This is a genomic window from Mucilaginibacter sp. R-33 (genome assembly GCF_049949235.1).
Lineage (GTDB): Bacteria > Bacteroidota > Bacteroidia > Sphingobacteriales > Sphingobacteriaceae > Mucilaginibacter.
Genome location: NZ_CP188089.1, coordinates 5,114,198 through 5,129,917 on the forward strand (window position 1 = coordinate 5,114,198; position 15,720 = coordinate 5,129,917).

A 15,720-nucleotide genomic window follows, 5' to 3' on the forward strand; every position below is an offset into this window, starting at 1 on the left:
CCTATACGTTACAGGTGTTTTAATTTTTATTTAGGCAGTTCAACCCAGCAAATCCCATAAATTACCAAAGGGATCTTTAAAAACTGCAACTGTGCCATATGATTCAACCTGGGGTTCACGAACGAAGATGATATTTTTGTCCTGCATCGCACGGTAATCGCGCCAAAAATCATCGGTCCTTAAAAAAAGGAATACGCGGCCACCCGTTTGCTGTCCTATCCGACCTTCTTGTTCATCACCTACGGCCTTTGCTAACAGCAAGCTACACTCAAATGCCCCCCTGGGCCTTACCAAAACCCATCTTTTGTTTTCATTGATCGGTGTGTCTTCGACCAGGTCGAAATTCAATTTTTCTACATAGAATTGAATTGCTTCGTCATAGTCATTAACCACCAATGTAATGTGTGTTATAAATTGCTTCATAAGCAGAAAAATAAGATGAATACATTAACAGTTAAAAAAACTTACTACAGCCGCCATTTAAACGACATGCTGTCGATAGCCCGCATAGTGCATAAAATTCCGTTTAAATGATCGTGCTCGTGCTGCATCAGTTCAGACAGGGCATCCGTCATTAGCCACTGCTGTTGCTGCCAGTTTTCGTCAAGGTAATTTATGGTGATGGTTTTATGCCTTTTAACTTTCACCAGCAGGTTAGGAAAGCTCATGCAATCGTCCCAAAGTTCAAAAAGTTCATCGCTGGCGTCCTGTATTTCGGGGTTAATGAAAACTACAGGCTTGTCAATATTCATGTAAACCAAGCGTTTCATGATGCCCAGTTGAGGAGCCGCGATAGCCCGGCCAAAGTTGTATTTTTGCCTGATCTCCTGCATTACATGGTGCATGTCTTCAACCCAGCCGCTTACCATCGGCAATTCGTTTCGTAATACCGGCGGGCAAACCCGGTAAAGGCGCTCATCGCCGAGAAGCAAAATATCGTTCAATTTTTCCATTCCATAGTAAAACGTAAATTTATTACTTCCGGAACCATATTAATCCCTCATGAATTGCTTTAACTTTATACTAAAACCAAAATAAGCGGAAATGCGGGAAAGCTAAACATTGACTTTCTTATCCAAATAAAGTTTTTTTGCAGTTAATTTATATCCCATGCAGCCAAAAGAAATTTTAAAAGAGCACGTAGGCAAAACCGCCTCGCTGACCGATGAGCAGTTCGATTATTTCTTTTCGCATTTTACCTACAAAACATTTAAAAAAGGGCAAACTATAATCGGGGAAGGTGATAAAGTAGACTGTGAGTATTTTGTACTTTCGGGCTATCTTAAGTCGTTTTTTATTAATGACGAACTGAAAATGTTCATCCTGCAGTTTGCTATGCCTACCTGGTGGGCTTCAGATTATAATGCGCTTTACAGTGGTGAACGCGCTACAATTAGCCTGGATTGTATTACCGATGCCGAAGTACTTTGCCTCACCAGCCAGGACCGCGAAAAGCTTTGTAATGAAATTCACGCAAGCGAACACTTTTTTCGCTGGCGTACCAACAGGGGCTATGTAGCTGCTCAAAAAAGGCTGCTGTCATTTATGAATAACAACGCCAGGCATCGTTATGAAGAGCTGCTGGCGCAGTACCCTACGTTGTACAATGTGGTTCCTAAACAATTAATAGCCTCATACTTAGGTGTTTCAAGGGAAACATTGAGCCGTTTATACCATTCTTAAATGTGACGTACATCACATAAATAAAGCGGTATTTCAATTGTGATATAGGTCACACAGTTTCCAGGCCATTAGTCCCCAACTTTGTATTGTCATTAAAGACATAACAAAATGGAAACTCAAAAATTTGAAATCATCAGCGCAAAAAGTAACATCGACTGGGTTGGTCGTAAAGTTACAGGCGCACACAATGGTACCATCGCTATAAAAGAAGGCACTTTAACTTTTGCAGATGGACAATTAACCGGCGGTAAATTCGATATCGACACCACCTCTATTAAAATCCTTGACATAACTGACCCGGCTACCAACGCCCAGTTTGCAGGCCACCTTGCTTCCGACGACTTTTTTAATTCAGAAAATTATCCCGAAGCCCAATTTGTGGTTACTGCGATCAACAAAGGCAGTAACGACACTTATCGGATCACCGGCGACCTGACTATAAAAGGCATTACCCATGCTGTAGGTTTTGATGCACAAGTTAGCCGCGCTGCCGATACGGTAAGCGCAACCGGTAAAGTTGTGGTCGACCGTACCAAATATGGTATGAGGTTTCGTTCCGGAAACTTTTTTAAAGACCTGGGCGATACACTTATCTACAACGATTTTGACCTGAATGTAAACATAACCGCAAAAGCTGTTTAAAACAGCTTTTGCTTAAAAACCAAAGCCATGCCATACGTAAAAATTGAACTGACCCGCGAAGGTGTTACCCGCGAGCAGAAACAAATCCTGATAAAGGGTGTAACTGATTTGATTACCGATACCCTGAACAAAGACCCACATTTAACCCATGTAGTGATCAGCGAAATTGAGCTGGATGATTGGGGATATGCCGGCGAACAGACATCAGTATTAAGAGAAAGAGGCATCACTGCCAACAAGAAATAAAAAAATGAAAAAGCAAACAATAATCGTTACCGGAGCATCATCTGGTATCGGTAAAGAAATAGCCCGTTATTTTTTAGAAAAGGGCGATAACGTAGTCATCAACTCAACAACTGCCGATAAACTGGAAGCTGTTTACCAGGAGTTGGGTGCTGGCGATAACCTGGCCATGGTTGCCGGAAACGTAAGCGATAAAGTCACAGGCGAAAAGCTGGCCCAAACAGCCCTTGATAAATTTGGAAGCATAGATGTGCTGATCAACAACGCCGGTATTTTTGAAACCAGGCCGTTTCTTGAAGTTGATGAAGCCTACCTCGACCGTTTTTTAAACACCAACCTTAAAGGTACTTACTTCACCACCCAGGCCGCTATACCGCAAATGCTTAAACAGCATGATGGTGTGGTGATCAATATAGGTACACCATTGGTTAACCATGCTCTTGGCGGAGTTCCCATTACAGCACAAATGGCATCAAAAGGTGCAATACACGCGCTTACTATACAACTGGCCGGCGAGTTTGGTAAAGATAATATCCGGGTAAATACCATTGCGCCAGGTACCATCCGTACCCCAATGCACGGTGATGATGCCGACCAAAGCGCAGGATTACACCTGCTGAACCGGGTGGGCGAAGTTGAGGACGTAGCCCAAATGGTGTACGCCGTTGCCAAAAACAATTTCATCAGCGGGGCCATTATCAATGTTGATGGAGGCATGGCGGCAGGCCATAATTTAAATTGAGTGTAAAATTCTTTTAGCAATTGCATTATGCCTTGCTTAGCGGCAGGCATAATGTTTAATTTATCAATAAAAATGGAAACTAACGATCAAAGCAAAGCTGCCATTGAACAGGCGCTTGAAAATTACTACTTCAAAGGGATTTATGAAGGTAATTTAGATTTGTTAAACCAGGTAATGAATACCGGCACCCTGCTTTTTGGCGATGTAAAAGGACAGCCTTATGCCAAAACATTGGATGTTTATTTGGACGGGGTAAAAAACAGGGTAAACCCTAAGGATTCGGGCAAACCATTTAACGGAAAAATCATTTCTGTTAAAGCGGTAAATTCAATTGCCATTGCCGAAGTACAGGTAAAAATGTACGATTTTAATTATCATGAGTTTTTGTCATTCCATAAACTCGGCGGCAAGTGGCTCATTGTAAATAAAATGATCAGCGATACGAATTAATTTCGTTTCAGTGATAAATTGACCTATAGTCTTTAGTCTAAAGTCATAAGTTCTAAGTGGAGAAAAGAGAAAATCAGACTTGTGACTTCAGACTTAGTACTATCCACTTAATACTAAAATCATGTGGTATAACACAAAAGCATCGGAAATGCTGGGTATTGATTACCCGATTTTACAAGGGCCTTTTGGCGGTAATTTATCGTCGGTTGAATTGGTAGCCGCGGTATCAAATGCCGGCGGGCTGGGCGGATACGGGGCTTACACCCTGAGCGCGCCCGAAATTGCAGCGGTAGATAAAAAGATCAAAGCAGCAACCAATAAACCGTACAACATTAACATATGGGTTTCGGAAACCGATGCACCTGACGGTGCAGCTACCGATGCGCAGTATGAACATGCAACACAGTTGTTTAAACCCTATTTTGATGAAGCCGGGATCCCATTGCCGCCCAAGCCCGATCCTTTTAAATTACGGTTCGAAAACCAGTTGCAGGTGATCCTTGACCTACGCCCAAAAGTATTCAGCTTTATGTTTGGCACGTTGCCCGCCGATGTGATGGAGCAGTGCCGTAAGTTAGGCATCGTTACAGTAGGCGCAGCTACCACGCTGGATGAGGCTATAGCATTGGAGGCAAGCGGGGTGGACCTGATCATAGCCTCGGGCTTTGAAGCGGGCGGTCACAGGCCATCATTCCTTGCCCCCGCCGAATCATCAACCACCGGTACTTTTGTGTTACTTCAACTAATTAAGGAGAAAGTAAAAGTACCCGTTATTGCCGCCGGGGGCATTGCTAATGGCCGGGGGGTAGCCGGAGCCTTAACATTAGGTGCCGATGCCGTACAGATAGGGACTGCTTTTTTGGCCGTTGATGAATCGGGTGCACTTCCCGTCCACAGGCAAATGCTGTTCTCAGATGCAGCGAAATATACTACCTTGTCCCGCGCGTTTACAGGCAGGCTTGGCCGGGGGATCACCAGCAGGATCGCTAAAGATCTGATTGGCAAAGAAGCCGGGGTTTTACCTTTCCCGTTACAAACAACTTTTATGTCGCCGTTAAGAAAAGCCGCGCTTGAGCAGCAAAAATGGGATATGATTTTGTTTTGGGGCGGACAGATAGCGCCAATATTAAAACACACCAAAGCAGCCGCGTTGATGCAATCATTAATTGAAGACACTACTAAAATTATGAACCCATGAAAAGCGAAGTTAACGTAACCTACCTGGGTGGACCAACCATCATTTTGGAGATCGGCGGCTTAAGGCTTATGACCGACCCTACGCTTGACCCCGCCGGCGAGCAATTCATGATCAACGATAAGCCTGCCTACCATAAAACCGAAGGCCCTGCTAATACCGACATCGGTAAAATAGATGTGGTTTTGCTAAGCCACGATCAGCATGGCGATAACCTTGACCATGCCGGCCGGGAACTGCTGAAACAGGTTGATAAAACATTAACCACCCAAATAGGAGCCGAAAGATTAGGCGGCAATGCCCTTGGCCTGGCTCCATGGGAAAGCATAGCGCTTAACGATGAAGTGGTTATAACAGGTACACCTGCAAGGCATGGCCCCGCTGGCAGCGAAAAACTTACCGGTGATGTAACGGGTTTTATTATAACTATTGCCGGGCTCCAGATCTATATTACCGGGGATACCGTGTTTTATGATGGCGTAAAGGAGGTTGCAGAAAAATTTAAACCTCAATATGTATTCATATTTGCCGGGGCAGCCAAACCCCGCGGTCCGTTCAATGTAACAATGGGTACTAATGATGCTATTGATACCGCCTTTGCCTTTCCTGATGCTACAATCATTCCGGTGCATTTTGAAGGCTGGTCGCATTATACCGAAACGGGCGAGATGCTGCAGCAATCATTTAACGCGCTGGGCATAGGCGGTCAGCTCAGGATTTTACAGCCGGGCGTAAAAACAAGTTTATAAGCAATTACTGGGATCATTCTCGCTCGTGGCCGGTAATTTGGGGTTCTGATAAAATTTCGGGCTCTTCAATTGATGCAACCACCTTTTTAGCGGCGCGCTCTGTAGCAAATGATGCTACCACGCAGGTAACCAGTATCAATATAATGGTACCGTTCAAAATATTATCGTCAATAATCTGCGCCTTGTATCCTACTAAAATAATGGCCAGGGTAGCCGCGGCGTGTGCGCTGCTTAAACCGAAAATGAGGTTACGCTGTATGCCCGAATATTTGAATATTTTTTGAGTAGATAATGCCGCCAGCCATTTACCCAACAAAGCTCCCAATGTTAAGCTTACAGCAACAATGGTAGCCTGTGGTCCGCGGCCCAGCACACGCAAATCAACCAGCATGCCTACACTGATCAGGAAGAATGGAATAAATATAGCATTACCCACAAAATCGATCCTGCTCATTAGGGTTGATGACTGCTGTACTGCTTTATTTAAAGCAAGCCCCGCCACAAAGGCCCCTATAATGGGTTCAACCCCTGCCAGCTGGGATAAAAAGGCCGACACAAACACAATAAAAAGCACAAACACATATGGCAGTGTTTTACTATCGCGATAGCGGTTAAAAAACCAGTTTGCCAGCGGCGGGATCAGCACAAACATGATGAACGCGAATATCGAAAGCGAAATCATCAGCTGCAACCAGAAGCCAAAACCCAGCCCCCCATCCTTAGCGCCCATAATTACAGGCAGCAAAATCAGTACGGCGGTATCGGTCAATATGGTGCCCCCTACACTTATGGCGACGGCCTCATTTTTTGCGATGCCATATTTACTTACTATGGGATAGGCCACCAGTGTATGCGTGGCAAACATACTGGCCGTTAAGGCCGATGTTATTAACGAATAACCCAGCACATAATAACAAACAGGAAAACCGATGAGTATGGGAATACAGAAAGTAAAGAAGCCAAACACAAAGCTTTTGTGCTTCTTCCGCTTAAACTCGTTCAGATCGAGCTCGATGCCGGCGATGAACATAATATAGAGCAACCCGATGGTAGAGAACAGCTCAACCGCCGAGTTTTTGGTGAGCAGGTTTAACCCATGCGGACCAACCGCTATGCCAGCCATAATAAAACCCACAATACCCGGAATTTTGAACTTGCCCATGATGATTGGAGCAAGTAATATGATCAACAATATCAGCGAAAAGACAAGTACCGGGTTACTAAACGGCAGCTCAAGCTGTTGTGTTAACCGGCCCAGGATATCGGCATTATGCATGGGGCAAAGTTAGCACATAATAGCTACTTTCTTTTATCGATAAACTTAACAGGCTTGCGCACCGCTTCAGGGAATTGTAATTTCTGCATCTCATCGTGCTTCAGATAGGTGATATGCGGGCTCACCCTTAGCCTGGCCTGCAAATTAGCCCGGATCTTGCGGTCGCATTCATCCGTATAGTTAACAGGCAACAGGTGAAGCAGTACTTCGTCCATACCTATCTCATTCGAGTACACTTCGGCTACAAAATCTTTAATCTCTTCCATGCCATTTAGCAGATCAAACAACGCCGGAGGGTAAAGGGTTGTACCCTTAAATTTGATCATTTGCTTTTTACGGCCAACGATAGATGATAGCCTAATACTTGTACGACCGCAGCCACATGGTTCATCAAAATAATGGCAGATATCCCCGGTTTTATATCGTAATAACGGCATACCCTCAACGCCAAGCGTGGTAATGGTAACCTCCCCCGATTCACCCGGAGCCACCGGGTTGTTCTGCTCATCCAGTACTTCAACTATCAATAGCTCTGGTTGGTGATGGCCGCCCCTGCCTTCGCCGCATTCGGCAAAAGCGGTTTGCATTTCGGTAGAAGCATAGGTTGAATACAACTTGATATCCCAGGCTTCGGTGATCTTTTGGCCTAAGATATTCAGGCTGAAATCGGTATTACGGATATTCTCGCCAATACAAACCGCCTTTTTTACTGACGATGTATTGATATCGATATGATGCTCCTGCGCAAAATGGATCAGCTTTAAAATAAATGATGGTACCGCTACAATAGCAGTCGGCTTCAATCGCAAAATGGTTTCCCATTGTAGCGATGGCACACCAGGTCCAAGCCTGATGATACCCGCCCCTATTTTGCGGATCCCCGAGTAATAGGCCATCCCGGCCATAAACTGCCTGTCGAGCGTAAGCATCAACTGGTATAAGTCGGCAGGCAAACCATCAGCACAGGTAAAAGAATTGTATTCGTTATAAGCCAGCCGTTCCAAATCATTTTCGGTAAGGGCAATAGTTACCGGGCTGCCTAAAGTGCCGGAGGTGGAACTGTACTCAATGATTCTCCCCTTATCCACACATAAAAAATCATCATTTCGTTTTTGCAGGTCTTCTTTAGTGGTGGTCGGGATCAAACGCAGGTCATCAAGCGTTTTGACCTGGTTGATATCGATCTGATGTGCTGCGAAAAGGTCTTTATAAAACGGCGAGTTTTGGCTGAGGTATGCCAGCAACTCCTGCAGCTTTTGCTCGTGGTATTTTACAACCTCGTGTTTGGGTTGGCGTGCTAATGGCTTAGGGTGTTGTGTTATCACTGTTCAATAATTACCACGGCCGATGCCATTGTTTTCAGATGGGTTAATGATACGGAAATTTTTAACGGCCCGTTACGGTTAATCACTCCCGCACTTTCGCCGGTAGGTTCTAAAATGGGCTTGCCGTTTTCATCATTGCTGATCTCAATTTCGCTAAAAGCGGTATCTTTTAGCCAGCCCGTACCTAATGCTTTAAAAAAAGCCTCTTTGGCGGCAAAGCGGGCGGCATAATGCTGATACTTATTGGTCTTACTCTCGCAATAGGCTATCTCTTTTGCCGAAAATACCAGCTCACGAAAACCCTGTTCTTTAGCAATACTGCTTTGCACACGCTCCACCTCTATCATATCAATACCTACACCTAAAACTGTCATGAGCTTACCTTTTTAGTACATTTTTCAACCTGCTTTTTGATATAGTTTTCCTCATTTACTGTGGCTATTACCTTGGTTAAAGCCGTTTTGTAATACCCGAGGGCTTTTTTATACTCGTTATGCTTAAACGAGTAATCGCCGGCAATCACATACGCGTGGTAAAATTGCGGATTGCTGGCCACTACGCTATCAGGGTTAATCTCGCCGCCATCAAAAGCTTTTTGCTTCAGCGTACGATAGGTTATAAAATTACGATAAGCCCGGGTGTTCAAAAACGTATCGGGCTTAATGGTAAGCGCGGTATCCATAATTTCATGATCGGTTTGCATGCCTTTCATGGCGAAGATTTTTTTTAAATCATAAGCAACAAACTCACCCAGCTGCCATGGCGAAGTGGAAACCCAAACCAGCAGCTTTTGCGGCTCGAACACTACCGAGTGGTGCGCTATCAATTGGTTCGGCGCTTTCTCGTTGCCCATACCAATATCTTCACCGTGCAGGCCCTGGCGGTCGCGCAAAATATCAACTGTTTTTTGCACGGTGTTCTTGCCTTCGGCATTCAGCAGTTCCATTAAACGCTGGTAACGATAGGGCGAAGCGCTATTGCTTAGTTGTACCAGGTTTTCTTTAGAGTGTGCCAGTCCTTTGCTTTGAAAGTGGTTGGCGCAAACAATATAGTTTTGGCGAGGATCATACACATCCAGCGTATCCGGTGTTTTCTCGATCACTACGGCTTTGTTATCCTCGGCAGAGGCAACCAAAAATGATTCGGACACAAACATTTTGCGCTTTTTGGCTATTGTGATGGCCTCTTTAATGTTTTTGGCGTACTGCAAGATCTCCCGGGCCACTAAAGATACCGGTGTAGCCGAACCCGATGGGATATTGGTTTTATCAGCGTTGATGGTAACGCTCAGGCCTTTTTCGTTCATGCCGGATACCGCGCCTACGAAGCCGCCCCAGGATATGGTCATGAATTTATGCCCTTCAGATGGATTGAAGAATGCCACTATTTTATCATGCGCAAAATTATCACCCACATAAAAATCAAAGTTGCGACCTATGATCATGGTACCATCGGCCGAGCGATCATTCCAGGTACCGAACGAGGTGCAGCCCACCAGCGCCATACTCTGCAATGCGTGACCAATATCATGTGCAGCATGGTAATTCAAAATGCGCTGATAGTTAGAGCCGATATACTGGTATTTATCCGAGGCTGATTTAGAGATGCCGTAGATCTCCTCTTTATATTCCTCGCTTACGTTCTTAGCCAGATCGCGGTTAAACCAGGCTATAAAATATTTCAGGAACGACAGGTATGATTTTGATGGGATGATTTTGTTGATCTGATCGGTAAAATAAACCTCCTGGTTTACCACCAGCTCTTTGCTCAGTTTGCCATTAATTACCCCGCGCTCAAAAGGCTTACCCTCTACATACATTTCAAACAAACCGCTTTTACTTTTCCGGAACCAGTTGTTATTAATGGTATAAAACCCCGGCGAAGGTTCCTTTCGTTGTAATTGCAAGCTGCTCAAGTCGGCAGGTTTGGGCGGGTAATCGATAGCTACGCAGTACAGGTAAATAAAGCCGATCAGCAGCAAGCCCACAAACACAAAGCCTGTATACAACAACCTTTTCCCAAACCGCTTCCAGCTAAATTTCCTGTTACGCATTTCTTATTTTATCTATCAGATCATCATTGCCCAACAAGGCGCAACAGGTAACTATCCCGCTCATGGCCGCGCCTAAAATGCCATGTAAATTAAGGTTTTGCCCGGTGAAGTACAAATTAGGCAATTTAGTGCGAGGCGAAATAAACGTTTTCAGCGGGTGTTTATAATCCTTGGCAATGCCATAAAGCGAGCCATCATCATTACCTATATAATCGCGGTACGAGAGCGGTGTGGCGGTATAGTATGAATAGATCTGACCTCTTAAACCCGGAAACTTTAACTCCACATCATCCAGTAAAACTTCAGCTCTTCGCTTTTTAAATTGCTCGTAAGTTTCTCCGCGATAAGCCTCATCAGATACGGTATTGAAAGTATCTTCCCATGGCTTCACTTCCTCATAACGCATATAGGCCAGTATGGTCATACCGTCTGCATATTCCTTATTTTTTGACGATGGTGTCATGAACACGGCATAGCCCAGCGGCCAGTTTTGCTCCGTGTAATCGGCCATGTGCCATACCTGTCCGTCCTTAAAACTATAAACGTTGTGGCTAAAGTATTTGAACGTATCTTTTTTAAATACGATGTTAATGGTAAACGACGATACGGAGTTTTCCAGGCTTTTCAATCGGTTACGATACACGTTCTTGATTATCTGCGAGTCCGTCATCTCCAATGTTTTTACCGGGTGAATGTTGGATATAAAATGACAGGCATCCAGCTTTTCGCCATGCTGCAGTTCAACATACGCTATTTTACCATCCTGTTCTACCAGTTTTTTCACGGCTTTATTCCGGATGATAACGCCGCCCCTGTCGCGGATATTGCGGGCAATGAGCCTGGCAATCTGCGATCCGCCGTCAACACATTTCCAAGAGCTTTCAATGTAGCTGTTAAGGATAAGTGCATGAACGTAGAGCGGTGTTTTATCGGCCTGCCCGGCATATAAAGAATTGTTACCGGCCAATACCTGCTGCAATTTTTTATTGTTGGTGATAGATGCCAGGAAAGCCTCCGTGTCCACCTCCAGCACATCGGCCTTTTCATAAAAATCATCCGACGAGCGCAAATTATACAGCGGGAACTTATCGCAAACCTCTTTCAGTTTATTGCAATAGGCGCGCAAAGCCGGTTCCTCATCCGGGAAATAGACCAGTAGCTGTTTGATGAAATTATCATAACCCTGCGCCTGCGGATATTCAACCGGATCATTATCGATCAAGATCTTATCAAAAGCATCAGGGCTTTGCTTTTCCAGTTTCAGATTATTAATAATATCTATATACTTAAAGATCTGGTATAGGTTTTGGCCTTTATCCAACCCGCCAAGATAATGAACCCCAGAGTCGAAGATCACCCTATCCCGCACATAAGTTTGCAGCGAGCCGCCAAGCTGTTTGTTTTTTTCAACAACGCAAACCCGATACCCTTCGCGACCAAGCATATCGGCGCAAACCAGCCCACCCATACCGCTGCCAATGATCAGTACATCAAACTTATCACCCATAAACCGGCTGCCCTTCCTTTTTGATCACAAAAATAATATTTGAAGTGTATTTCGTGTTGTCGATCTCGGTGACCGAAAGCTTATGCACAGCTGCGATGTCCCTCAGCATTTGTCCGGAAAAAAAAGATAAGCCATTTGCCCCCGTTTTATTAAAACCGAGCAGTTTGGTTGAAAACGTTTCGGTAAGCTCCGTGCCCTTGTGCCTTTCCTGCATATCCTTATTGCCATCTCTGATGATGAGCTGGCCATTAGGAGTTAGTTGGGTGATACATTTTTCTATCAATTGCTTTTGCTCAGCGGGTTGTAAATAATGCAGCATATCGGCCATAATAATGGCATCATATTGCTGCATTTCAAAAGCAAGGGCATCAGCATAAACAAAATTGATCTCAGCCGTTTTGCTGAAACAATTGTTGGCTACTTCAATTTTCTCCTCATCATAATCAACCCCGGTAAACTCGCGCTCCGGTGCGGCGAAATGCAACATGTAGGGCATAAACCCATATCCGCAACCCAGGTCGAGCATTTTCCCCTGTTTAGGCAACAGCTCATGAAATACCTGGTAATTTTTTTCGAGGCAGACTTTGATCCGCATATACCATTCTAATACCGGGCCTTTGTACAGGTAGTTGTAAAACAGTTGCTCTTTAAAATAAGCCGGTTGCTCAATTTCGGCGCTTAGCTTTTGATATTCTTCTTTAAAATAGCGGCTGATATTTTTGGTGCGTTCGGCATAACCATTGCCAAATGATGTATCAGCAGCAGCAATGCGCGGCAGGTATTTGATGGTAATCGTTCCATTCTTCAGCAGAAAGTCGCCTTTGGTCATGTTATAACCTGTGCCGTGCAGCATAATGGGCAGAATATCCATACCCAGTTGCCCGGCCAAAAAGAAAGCGCCTTTATGGAAACGTTTCATTTTGCCATCGGGCGAGCGGCTTCCTTCGGGGAAGATCACCATTGAGTAACCTTGTTTAACTTTTTCGGCCAGTTCATCAACATTCTGCTCCACGCCTTCGGCCACCGGGAAATACCCGGCCATCCGTACCACGGCACCAAACACCGGCGAATTCCATACCCAATGATTGGTAAACAATATCAGCTTAGGGTGCTGCATGATCAGCACCAGGATATCTAAAAACGATTGGTGATTACTGATCACCACGGCAGGTTTCTCAAAACTGTCCTTGTTAACCACACGCTTACGCAGGTTAGGCATAATGTACATCATCGACCAACAAAACTTCGACAGGATAGCATGATAAACATATTTGCTCCTTGGCCCTTTAAACGGGTTGAGCTTGATAAGGAACAAGCCGATCAAACTTGATAACAAACATCCGCTTACGAAGTAAGTGAAGGCGAAAACCGAGATTATGAAGCCGCTCAATGTCCATGGGAAGCGTTTGGCTTTTACCCGGTTCCTGATCAGCAGGTTAAACAAAAACGGGATCAGGATCTGAGCCATTACCACTACGCAAACTATGCCGATGATGGAGATCAACGCGATAGAACGCAAGGCCGGGTGTTTGGCAAAGATCAGCACCCCCAAACCCACAACCGTAGTAATGGCTGATAGAAAGATGGACGACTTGTATGACGATAAATTCTTTTTACCCGTTTTATATTCCTGCAGCAACCCATCCATAATAAACAGGCTGTAATCATCGCCCAAACCAAATATCAGTGCCGATATAATGATGTTCACGATATTGAACTGAATGCCCAGCAAGCCCATCAAGCCCAAAATCCAGATCCAGGAAATAAACATGGGGATAAAGGAAACCAGTGTAAGTTCGATCCGTCCGTAAGTGAGCAGCAATACCGTAAACACCAGTAATGACGACATCACCGCGATACTGGTAAAATCATTATTAATGATACCAACAAAACGGTTTGTTAAGTATTGCTTATCAACAACAGTAACATTTGGCGAGTTCTCGAACAAGTTGTACAGCTTGGTTTTATCACCCTGCGAGATCTTAACCAATGTAATTACACCGGCCCTGCCTGGTCGCTCGGTGATGTAATCATCCAACAAACTTTTGCGGATGCCGGCCATTTCATCCTGGCCAACCGGTTTAAAGTTTTTATTGATGAGTTCCTTAAAATGGTCAAAAGCGGATGGCTTGAAACCTACGGCAGCGCCTTCATTAACCAATACAGCCATTAACTGCTGTTTTTTTGCAGGTGTCCAGTAGTTATTCCAACGGGCAATTCGGGCTTTTTGCAGCGAATCGGAAATAATTAGCGATGATACGCCGGAGTATTTTTTGACGATGTTTTTTTCTTTCAATAATTCTATCTGTGCCGAGAGCTTTTCGTTGGTGCGAAGCGCATCATCAAGGGTTTTTCCCTCGGCCAGGAGGTAAACTGATTGCAGGGCGTATTTATTAATCGCATTCAGCTTAGCTTCGGATGCTTTGAGTTTATCGGTCATGAAATTCATGCGGTTCATATCCGTTTCAAAGCTTACGTTCCGGGCGGTATAGCTAAATACTACGGTAAGAATGACAATAGTTGAAATAATAAATTTATTATACTCGGGATTATAGGCCGATAGCTTATCAATCCACGAAAGCTGGGCTGTATGCTGATCCTGTTCTTTTTTTGAGGCGATGAAATGCGGGAGAAACACCAACGAGCAAAACGACGCGCCGATTAAGCTAAAGGCCGCAAACAGACCAAGATCTTTCAGCATTTCCGACTCTACAAATTCCAGGCACAAGAAACCGCCGATAGTAGTAAAACTGCCCACAGTAAGCGGCATAGCCAAATCGCGGATCACCTGTTCAATACTACGGGTATGGCGATAATGATTAAACACATGCAGCGAATAATTAACCGCAATCCCCAGCACAACCGAGCCCGTCCCTAAAGCAATTACCGAAATACTGCCTTTCACAAAATAGATCACCGCCAGCGAAAACCAAGCACCGAACAATACCGGCACCAGGATCACTACCGGGGCACGCTTCTTTTTAAAATAAAATGCCAAAAAAACGACCAGGAAAACTATGGTAATGCCCTGAGTAAACATCGAATCACGCCGCAATTGCAGGGCGTTGCCTACCGATACGGCCGTTGTACCGAAGTAACGGCAATTGATCGTTGTAAAACTTTTTTTTTGCAGGCTATCGATAGTATTGTCCAGTCCCTTAAGCAGTACGGCGTTTTCGCCGGTATTATTGGGCGAATATTTTGGTGTGATGAACAGCAGCAGGTTTTTGTGATCTCTGGTCATTACATAGCTGTCGTACAATTCAAAATTTTCGTCGTATTGCAGCTGCTGTAATTTTTTAAGGCCGAGGTATGAGATGCCAACCGGGTCGCTGCTAATCATACTTTTCAGCGCTAAACCGGCAGGCGAGGTTAGCGTGCGCAAATCGCGGGCGAGGGTTTCTTTTACCTGATCGGGGCGGATAAGTGTGTCAATATTTAAATAATCGCGCTCGGTAAGGTAAATGGGCAGGTTTTTATTAATAGTACCAAAAAGCGCCAGCACCAACCCCTCATCAACCTTTGCATTGATCTTACTTACATACCGTGGAAGTTTTTGCTGAACGGTTTCGGTAAAATTATCGGCAAAGACGATAAGGCTATCGGGCTGCTGTTGTGTGGAATCTTTTAACGATACCATCACCACCAGCTTATCAACAAACTTGGAGTTTTGAAAAATATAGTTGAGTTTCTCTATCTTTTTATCCTTCGGCAGTATTTTGGAAATATCCTCCTCAAATCTTATCCTCGAAGCGAAAAAACCGATAAGCACAAAGCTTAACGCAAACACAGTATAAAACAGTGGTTTGCGGATATTGAAATAATTATAGATGCCTACCAGGATTTTTTCCATGA

At 44.5% G+C, this 15,720-nt stretch carries 15 protein-coding genes; 7 read left to right on the plus strand and 8 right to left on the minus strand.

Translation table 11 applies throughout. The annotated features are described in order from the left end of the window. Positions 1–39: 39 nt before the first annotated feature. Both ACP26M_RS21000 and ACP26M_RS21005 read right to left on the minus strand, forming a co-directional pair. On the minus strand, positions 40–423 hold the full coding sequence (locus ACP26M_RS21000; protein ID WP_426582986.1) for a VOC family protein: 384 nt from the start codon (positions 421–423) through the stop codon (positions 40–42). Positions 424–467: 44 nt separating this feature from the next. Next, positions 468–953 (minus strand): peptide deformylase, encoded by a 486-nt coding sequence (locus ACP26M_RS21005; protein ID WP_426582988.1) that lies wholly within the window; start codon positions 951–953, stop codon positions 468–470. Positions 954–1,110: 157 nt separating this feature from the next. On the opposite strand from ACP26M_RS21005, the gene ACP26M_RS21010 reads away from it, so the two are divergent. The 7 genes from ACP26M_RS21010 (at position 1,111) to ACP26M_RS21040 (ending at position 5,704) form a co-directional block, all read left to right on the plus strand. Then, positions 1,111–1,683, plus strand: coding sequence for a Crp/Fnr family transcriptional regulator (locus ACP26M_RS21010; RefSeq protein ID WP_426582990.1), 573 nt, complete (start codon positions 1,111–1,113; stop codon positions 1,681–1,683). Between the two features lie 108 nt (positions 1,684–1,791). Further along, on the plus strand, positions 1,792–2,325 hold the full coding sequence (locus ACP26M_RS21015) for a YceI family protein (RefSeq protein WP_426582992.1): 534 nt from the start codon (positions 1,792–1,794) through the stop codon (positions 2,323–2,325). A gap of 27 nt (positions 2,326–2,352) precedes the next feature. Next, positions 2,353–2,571 (plus strand): tautomerase family protein, encoded by a 219-nt coding sequence (locus tag ACP26M_RS21020; protein ID WP_091173280.1) that lies wholly within the window; start codon positions 2,353–2,355, stop codon positions 2,569–2,571. Positions 2,572–2,575: 4 nt separating this feature from the next. Continuing rightward, positions 2,576–3,310, plus strand: coding sequence for an SDR family NAD(P)-dependent oxidoreductase (locus tag ACP26M_RS21025; protein WP_426582994.1), 735 nt, complete (start codon positions 2,576–2,578; stop codon positions 3,308–3,310). Positions 3,311–3,382: 72 nt separating this feature from the next. After that, on the plus strand, positions 3,383–3,760 hold the full coding sequence (locus ACP26M_RS21030) for a nuclear transport factor 2 family protein (protein WP_426582996.1): 378 nt from the start codon (positions 3,383–3,385) through the stop codon (positions 3,758–3,760). Positions 3,761–3,881: 121 nt separating this feature from the next. Next, the gene (locus tag ACP26M_RS21035) at positions 3,882–4,958 is read left to right on the plus strand and encodes an NAD(P)H-dependent flavin oxidoreductase (RefSeq protein WP_426582998.1); all 1,077 of its coding nucleotides are present in this window, start codon (positions 3,882–3,884) and stop codon (positions 4,956–4,958) included. Further along, a complete protein-coding gene (locus ACP26M_RS21040; protein WP_426583000.1) occupies positions 4,955–5,704 on the plus strand; it encodes an MBL fold metallo-hydrolase in 750 nt (249 codons plus the stop codon). The genes ACP26M_RS21035 and ACP26M_RS21040 overlap by 4 nt, the downstream gene beginning before the upstream one ends. A gap of 13 nt (positions 5,705–5,717) precedes the next feature. Here the strand turns inward: ACP26M_RS21040 and ACP26M_RS21045 are convergent, their stop codons facing one another. From ACP26M_RS21045 to ACP26M_RS21070, 6 genes are read right to left on the minus strand one after another with little or no spacing between them, the layout of a single operon-like run. Then, on the minus strand, positions 5,718–6,980 hold the full coding sequence (locus tag ACP26M_RS21045; RefSeq protein WP_426583002.1) for a cation:proton antiporter: 1,263 nt from the start codon (positions 6,978–6,980) through the stop codon (positions 5,718–5,720). Positions 6,981–7,003: 23 nt separating this feature from the next. After that, positions 7,004–8,305: a phenylacetate--CoA ligase family protein gene (locus tag ACP26M_RS21050; protein ID WP_426583004.1), complete on the minus strand. Its 1,302-nt coding sequence runs from the start codon at positions 8,303–8,305 to the stop codon at positions 7,004–7,006. Further along, positions 8,302–8,679: a holo-ACP synthase gene (gene acpS, locus ACP26M_RS21055; RefSeq protein WP_090533594.1), complete on the minus strand. Its 378-nt coding sequence runs from the start codon at positions 8,677–8,679 to the stop codon at positions 8,302–8,304. The genes ACP26M_RS21050 and acpS overlap by 4 nt, the downstream gene beginning before the upstream one ends. Further along, the gene (locus ACP26M_RS21060) at positions 8,676–10,358 is read right to left on the minus strand and encodes a C45 family autoproteolytic acyltransferase/hydolase (protein ID WP_426583007.1); all 1,683 of its coding nucleotides are present in this window, start codon (positions 10,356–10,358) and stop codon (positions 8,676–8,678) included. Before ACP26M_RS21060 ends, acpS begins: the two co-directional genes overlap by 4 nt. Then, positions 10,351–11,865, minus strand: a complete 1,515-nt coding sequence (locus ACP26M_RS21065) for a phytoene desaturase family protein (protein ID WP_426583009.1) — start codon at positions 11,863–11,865, stop codon at positions 10,351–10,353. The genes ACP26M_RS21060 and ACP26M_RS21065 overlap by 8 nt, the downstream gene beginning before the upstream one ends. After that, positions 11,858–15,718, minus strand: a complete 3,861-nt coding sequence (locus ACP26M_RS21070) for a 1-acyl-sn-glycerol-3-phosphate acyltransferase (RefSeq protein ID WP_426583010.1) — start codon at positions 15,716–15,718, stop codon at positions 11,858–11,860. Before ACP26M_RS21070 ends, ACP26M_RS21065 begins: the two co-directional genes overlap by 8 nt. Positions 15,719–15,720 lie beyond the last annotated feature (2 nt).

Coding starts and splice junctions, on each gene's coding strand:
- ACP26M_RS21000 (WP_426582986.1), bottom strand. CDS start 423: ATGAAGCAATTTATAACACACATTACATTGGTGGTTAATGACTATGAC.
- ACP26M_RS21005 (WP_426582988.1), bottom strand. CDS start 953: ATGGAAAAATTGAACGATATTTTGCTTCTCGGCGATGAGCGCCTTTAC.
- ACP26M_RS21010 (WP_426582990.1), top strand. CDS start 1,111: ATGCAGCCAAAAGAAATTTTAAAAGAGCACGTAGGCAAAACCGCCTCG.
- ACP26M_RS21015 (WP_426582992.1), top strand. CDS start 1,792: ATGGAAACTCAAAAATTTGAAATCATCAGCGCAAAAAGTAACATCGAC.
- ACP26M_RS21020 (WP_091173280.1), top strand. CDS start 2,353: ATGCCATACGTAAAAATTGAACTGACCCGCGAAGGTGTTACCCGCGAG.
- ACP26M_RS21025 (WP_426582994.1), top strand. CDS start 2,576: ATGAAAAAGCAAACAATAATCGTTACCGGAGCATCATCTGGTATCGGT.
- ACP26M_RS21030 (WP_426582996.1), top strand. CDS start 3,383: ATGGAAACTAACGATCAAAGCAAAGCTGCCATTGAACAGGCGCTTGAA.
- ACP26M_RS21035 (WP_426582998.1), top strand. CDS start 3,882: ATGTGGTATAACACAAAAGCATCGGAAATGCTGGGTATTGATTACCCG.
- ACP26M_RS21040 (WP_426583000.1), top strand. CDS start 4,955: ATGAAAAGCGAAGTTAACGTAACCTACCTGGGTGGACCAACCATCATT.
- ACP26M_RS21045 (WP_426583002.1), bottom strand. CDS start 6,980: ATGCATAATGCCGATATCCTGGGCCGGTTAACACAACAGCTTGAGCTG.
- acpS (WP_090533594.1), bottom strand. CDS start 8,679: ATGACAGTTTTAGGTGTAGGTATTGATATGATAGAGGTGGAGCGTGTG.
- ACP26M_RS21060 (WP_426583007.1), bottom strand. CDS start 10,358: ATGCGTAACAGGAAATTTAGCTGGAAGCGGTTTGGGAAAAGGTTGTTG.
- ACP26M_RS21065 (WP_426583009.1), bottom strand. CDS start 11,865: ATGGGTGATAAGTTTGATGTACTGATCATTGGCAGCGGTATGGGTGGG.
- ACP26M_RS21070 (WP_426583010.1), bottom strand. CDS start 15,718: ATGGAAAAAATCCTGGTAGGCATCTATAATTATTTCAATATCCGCAAA.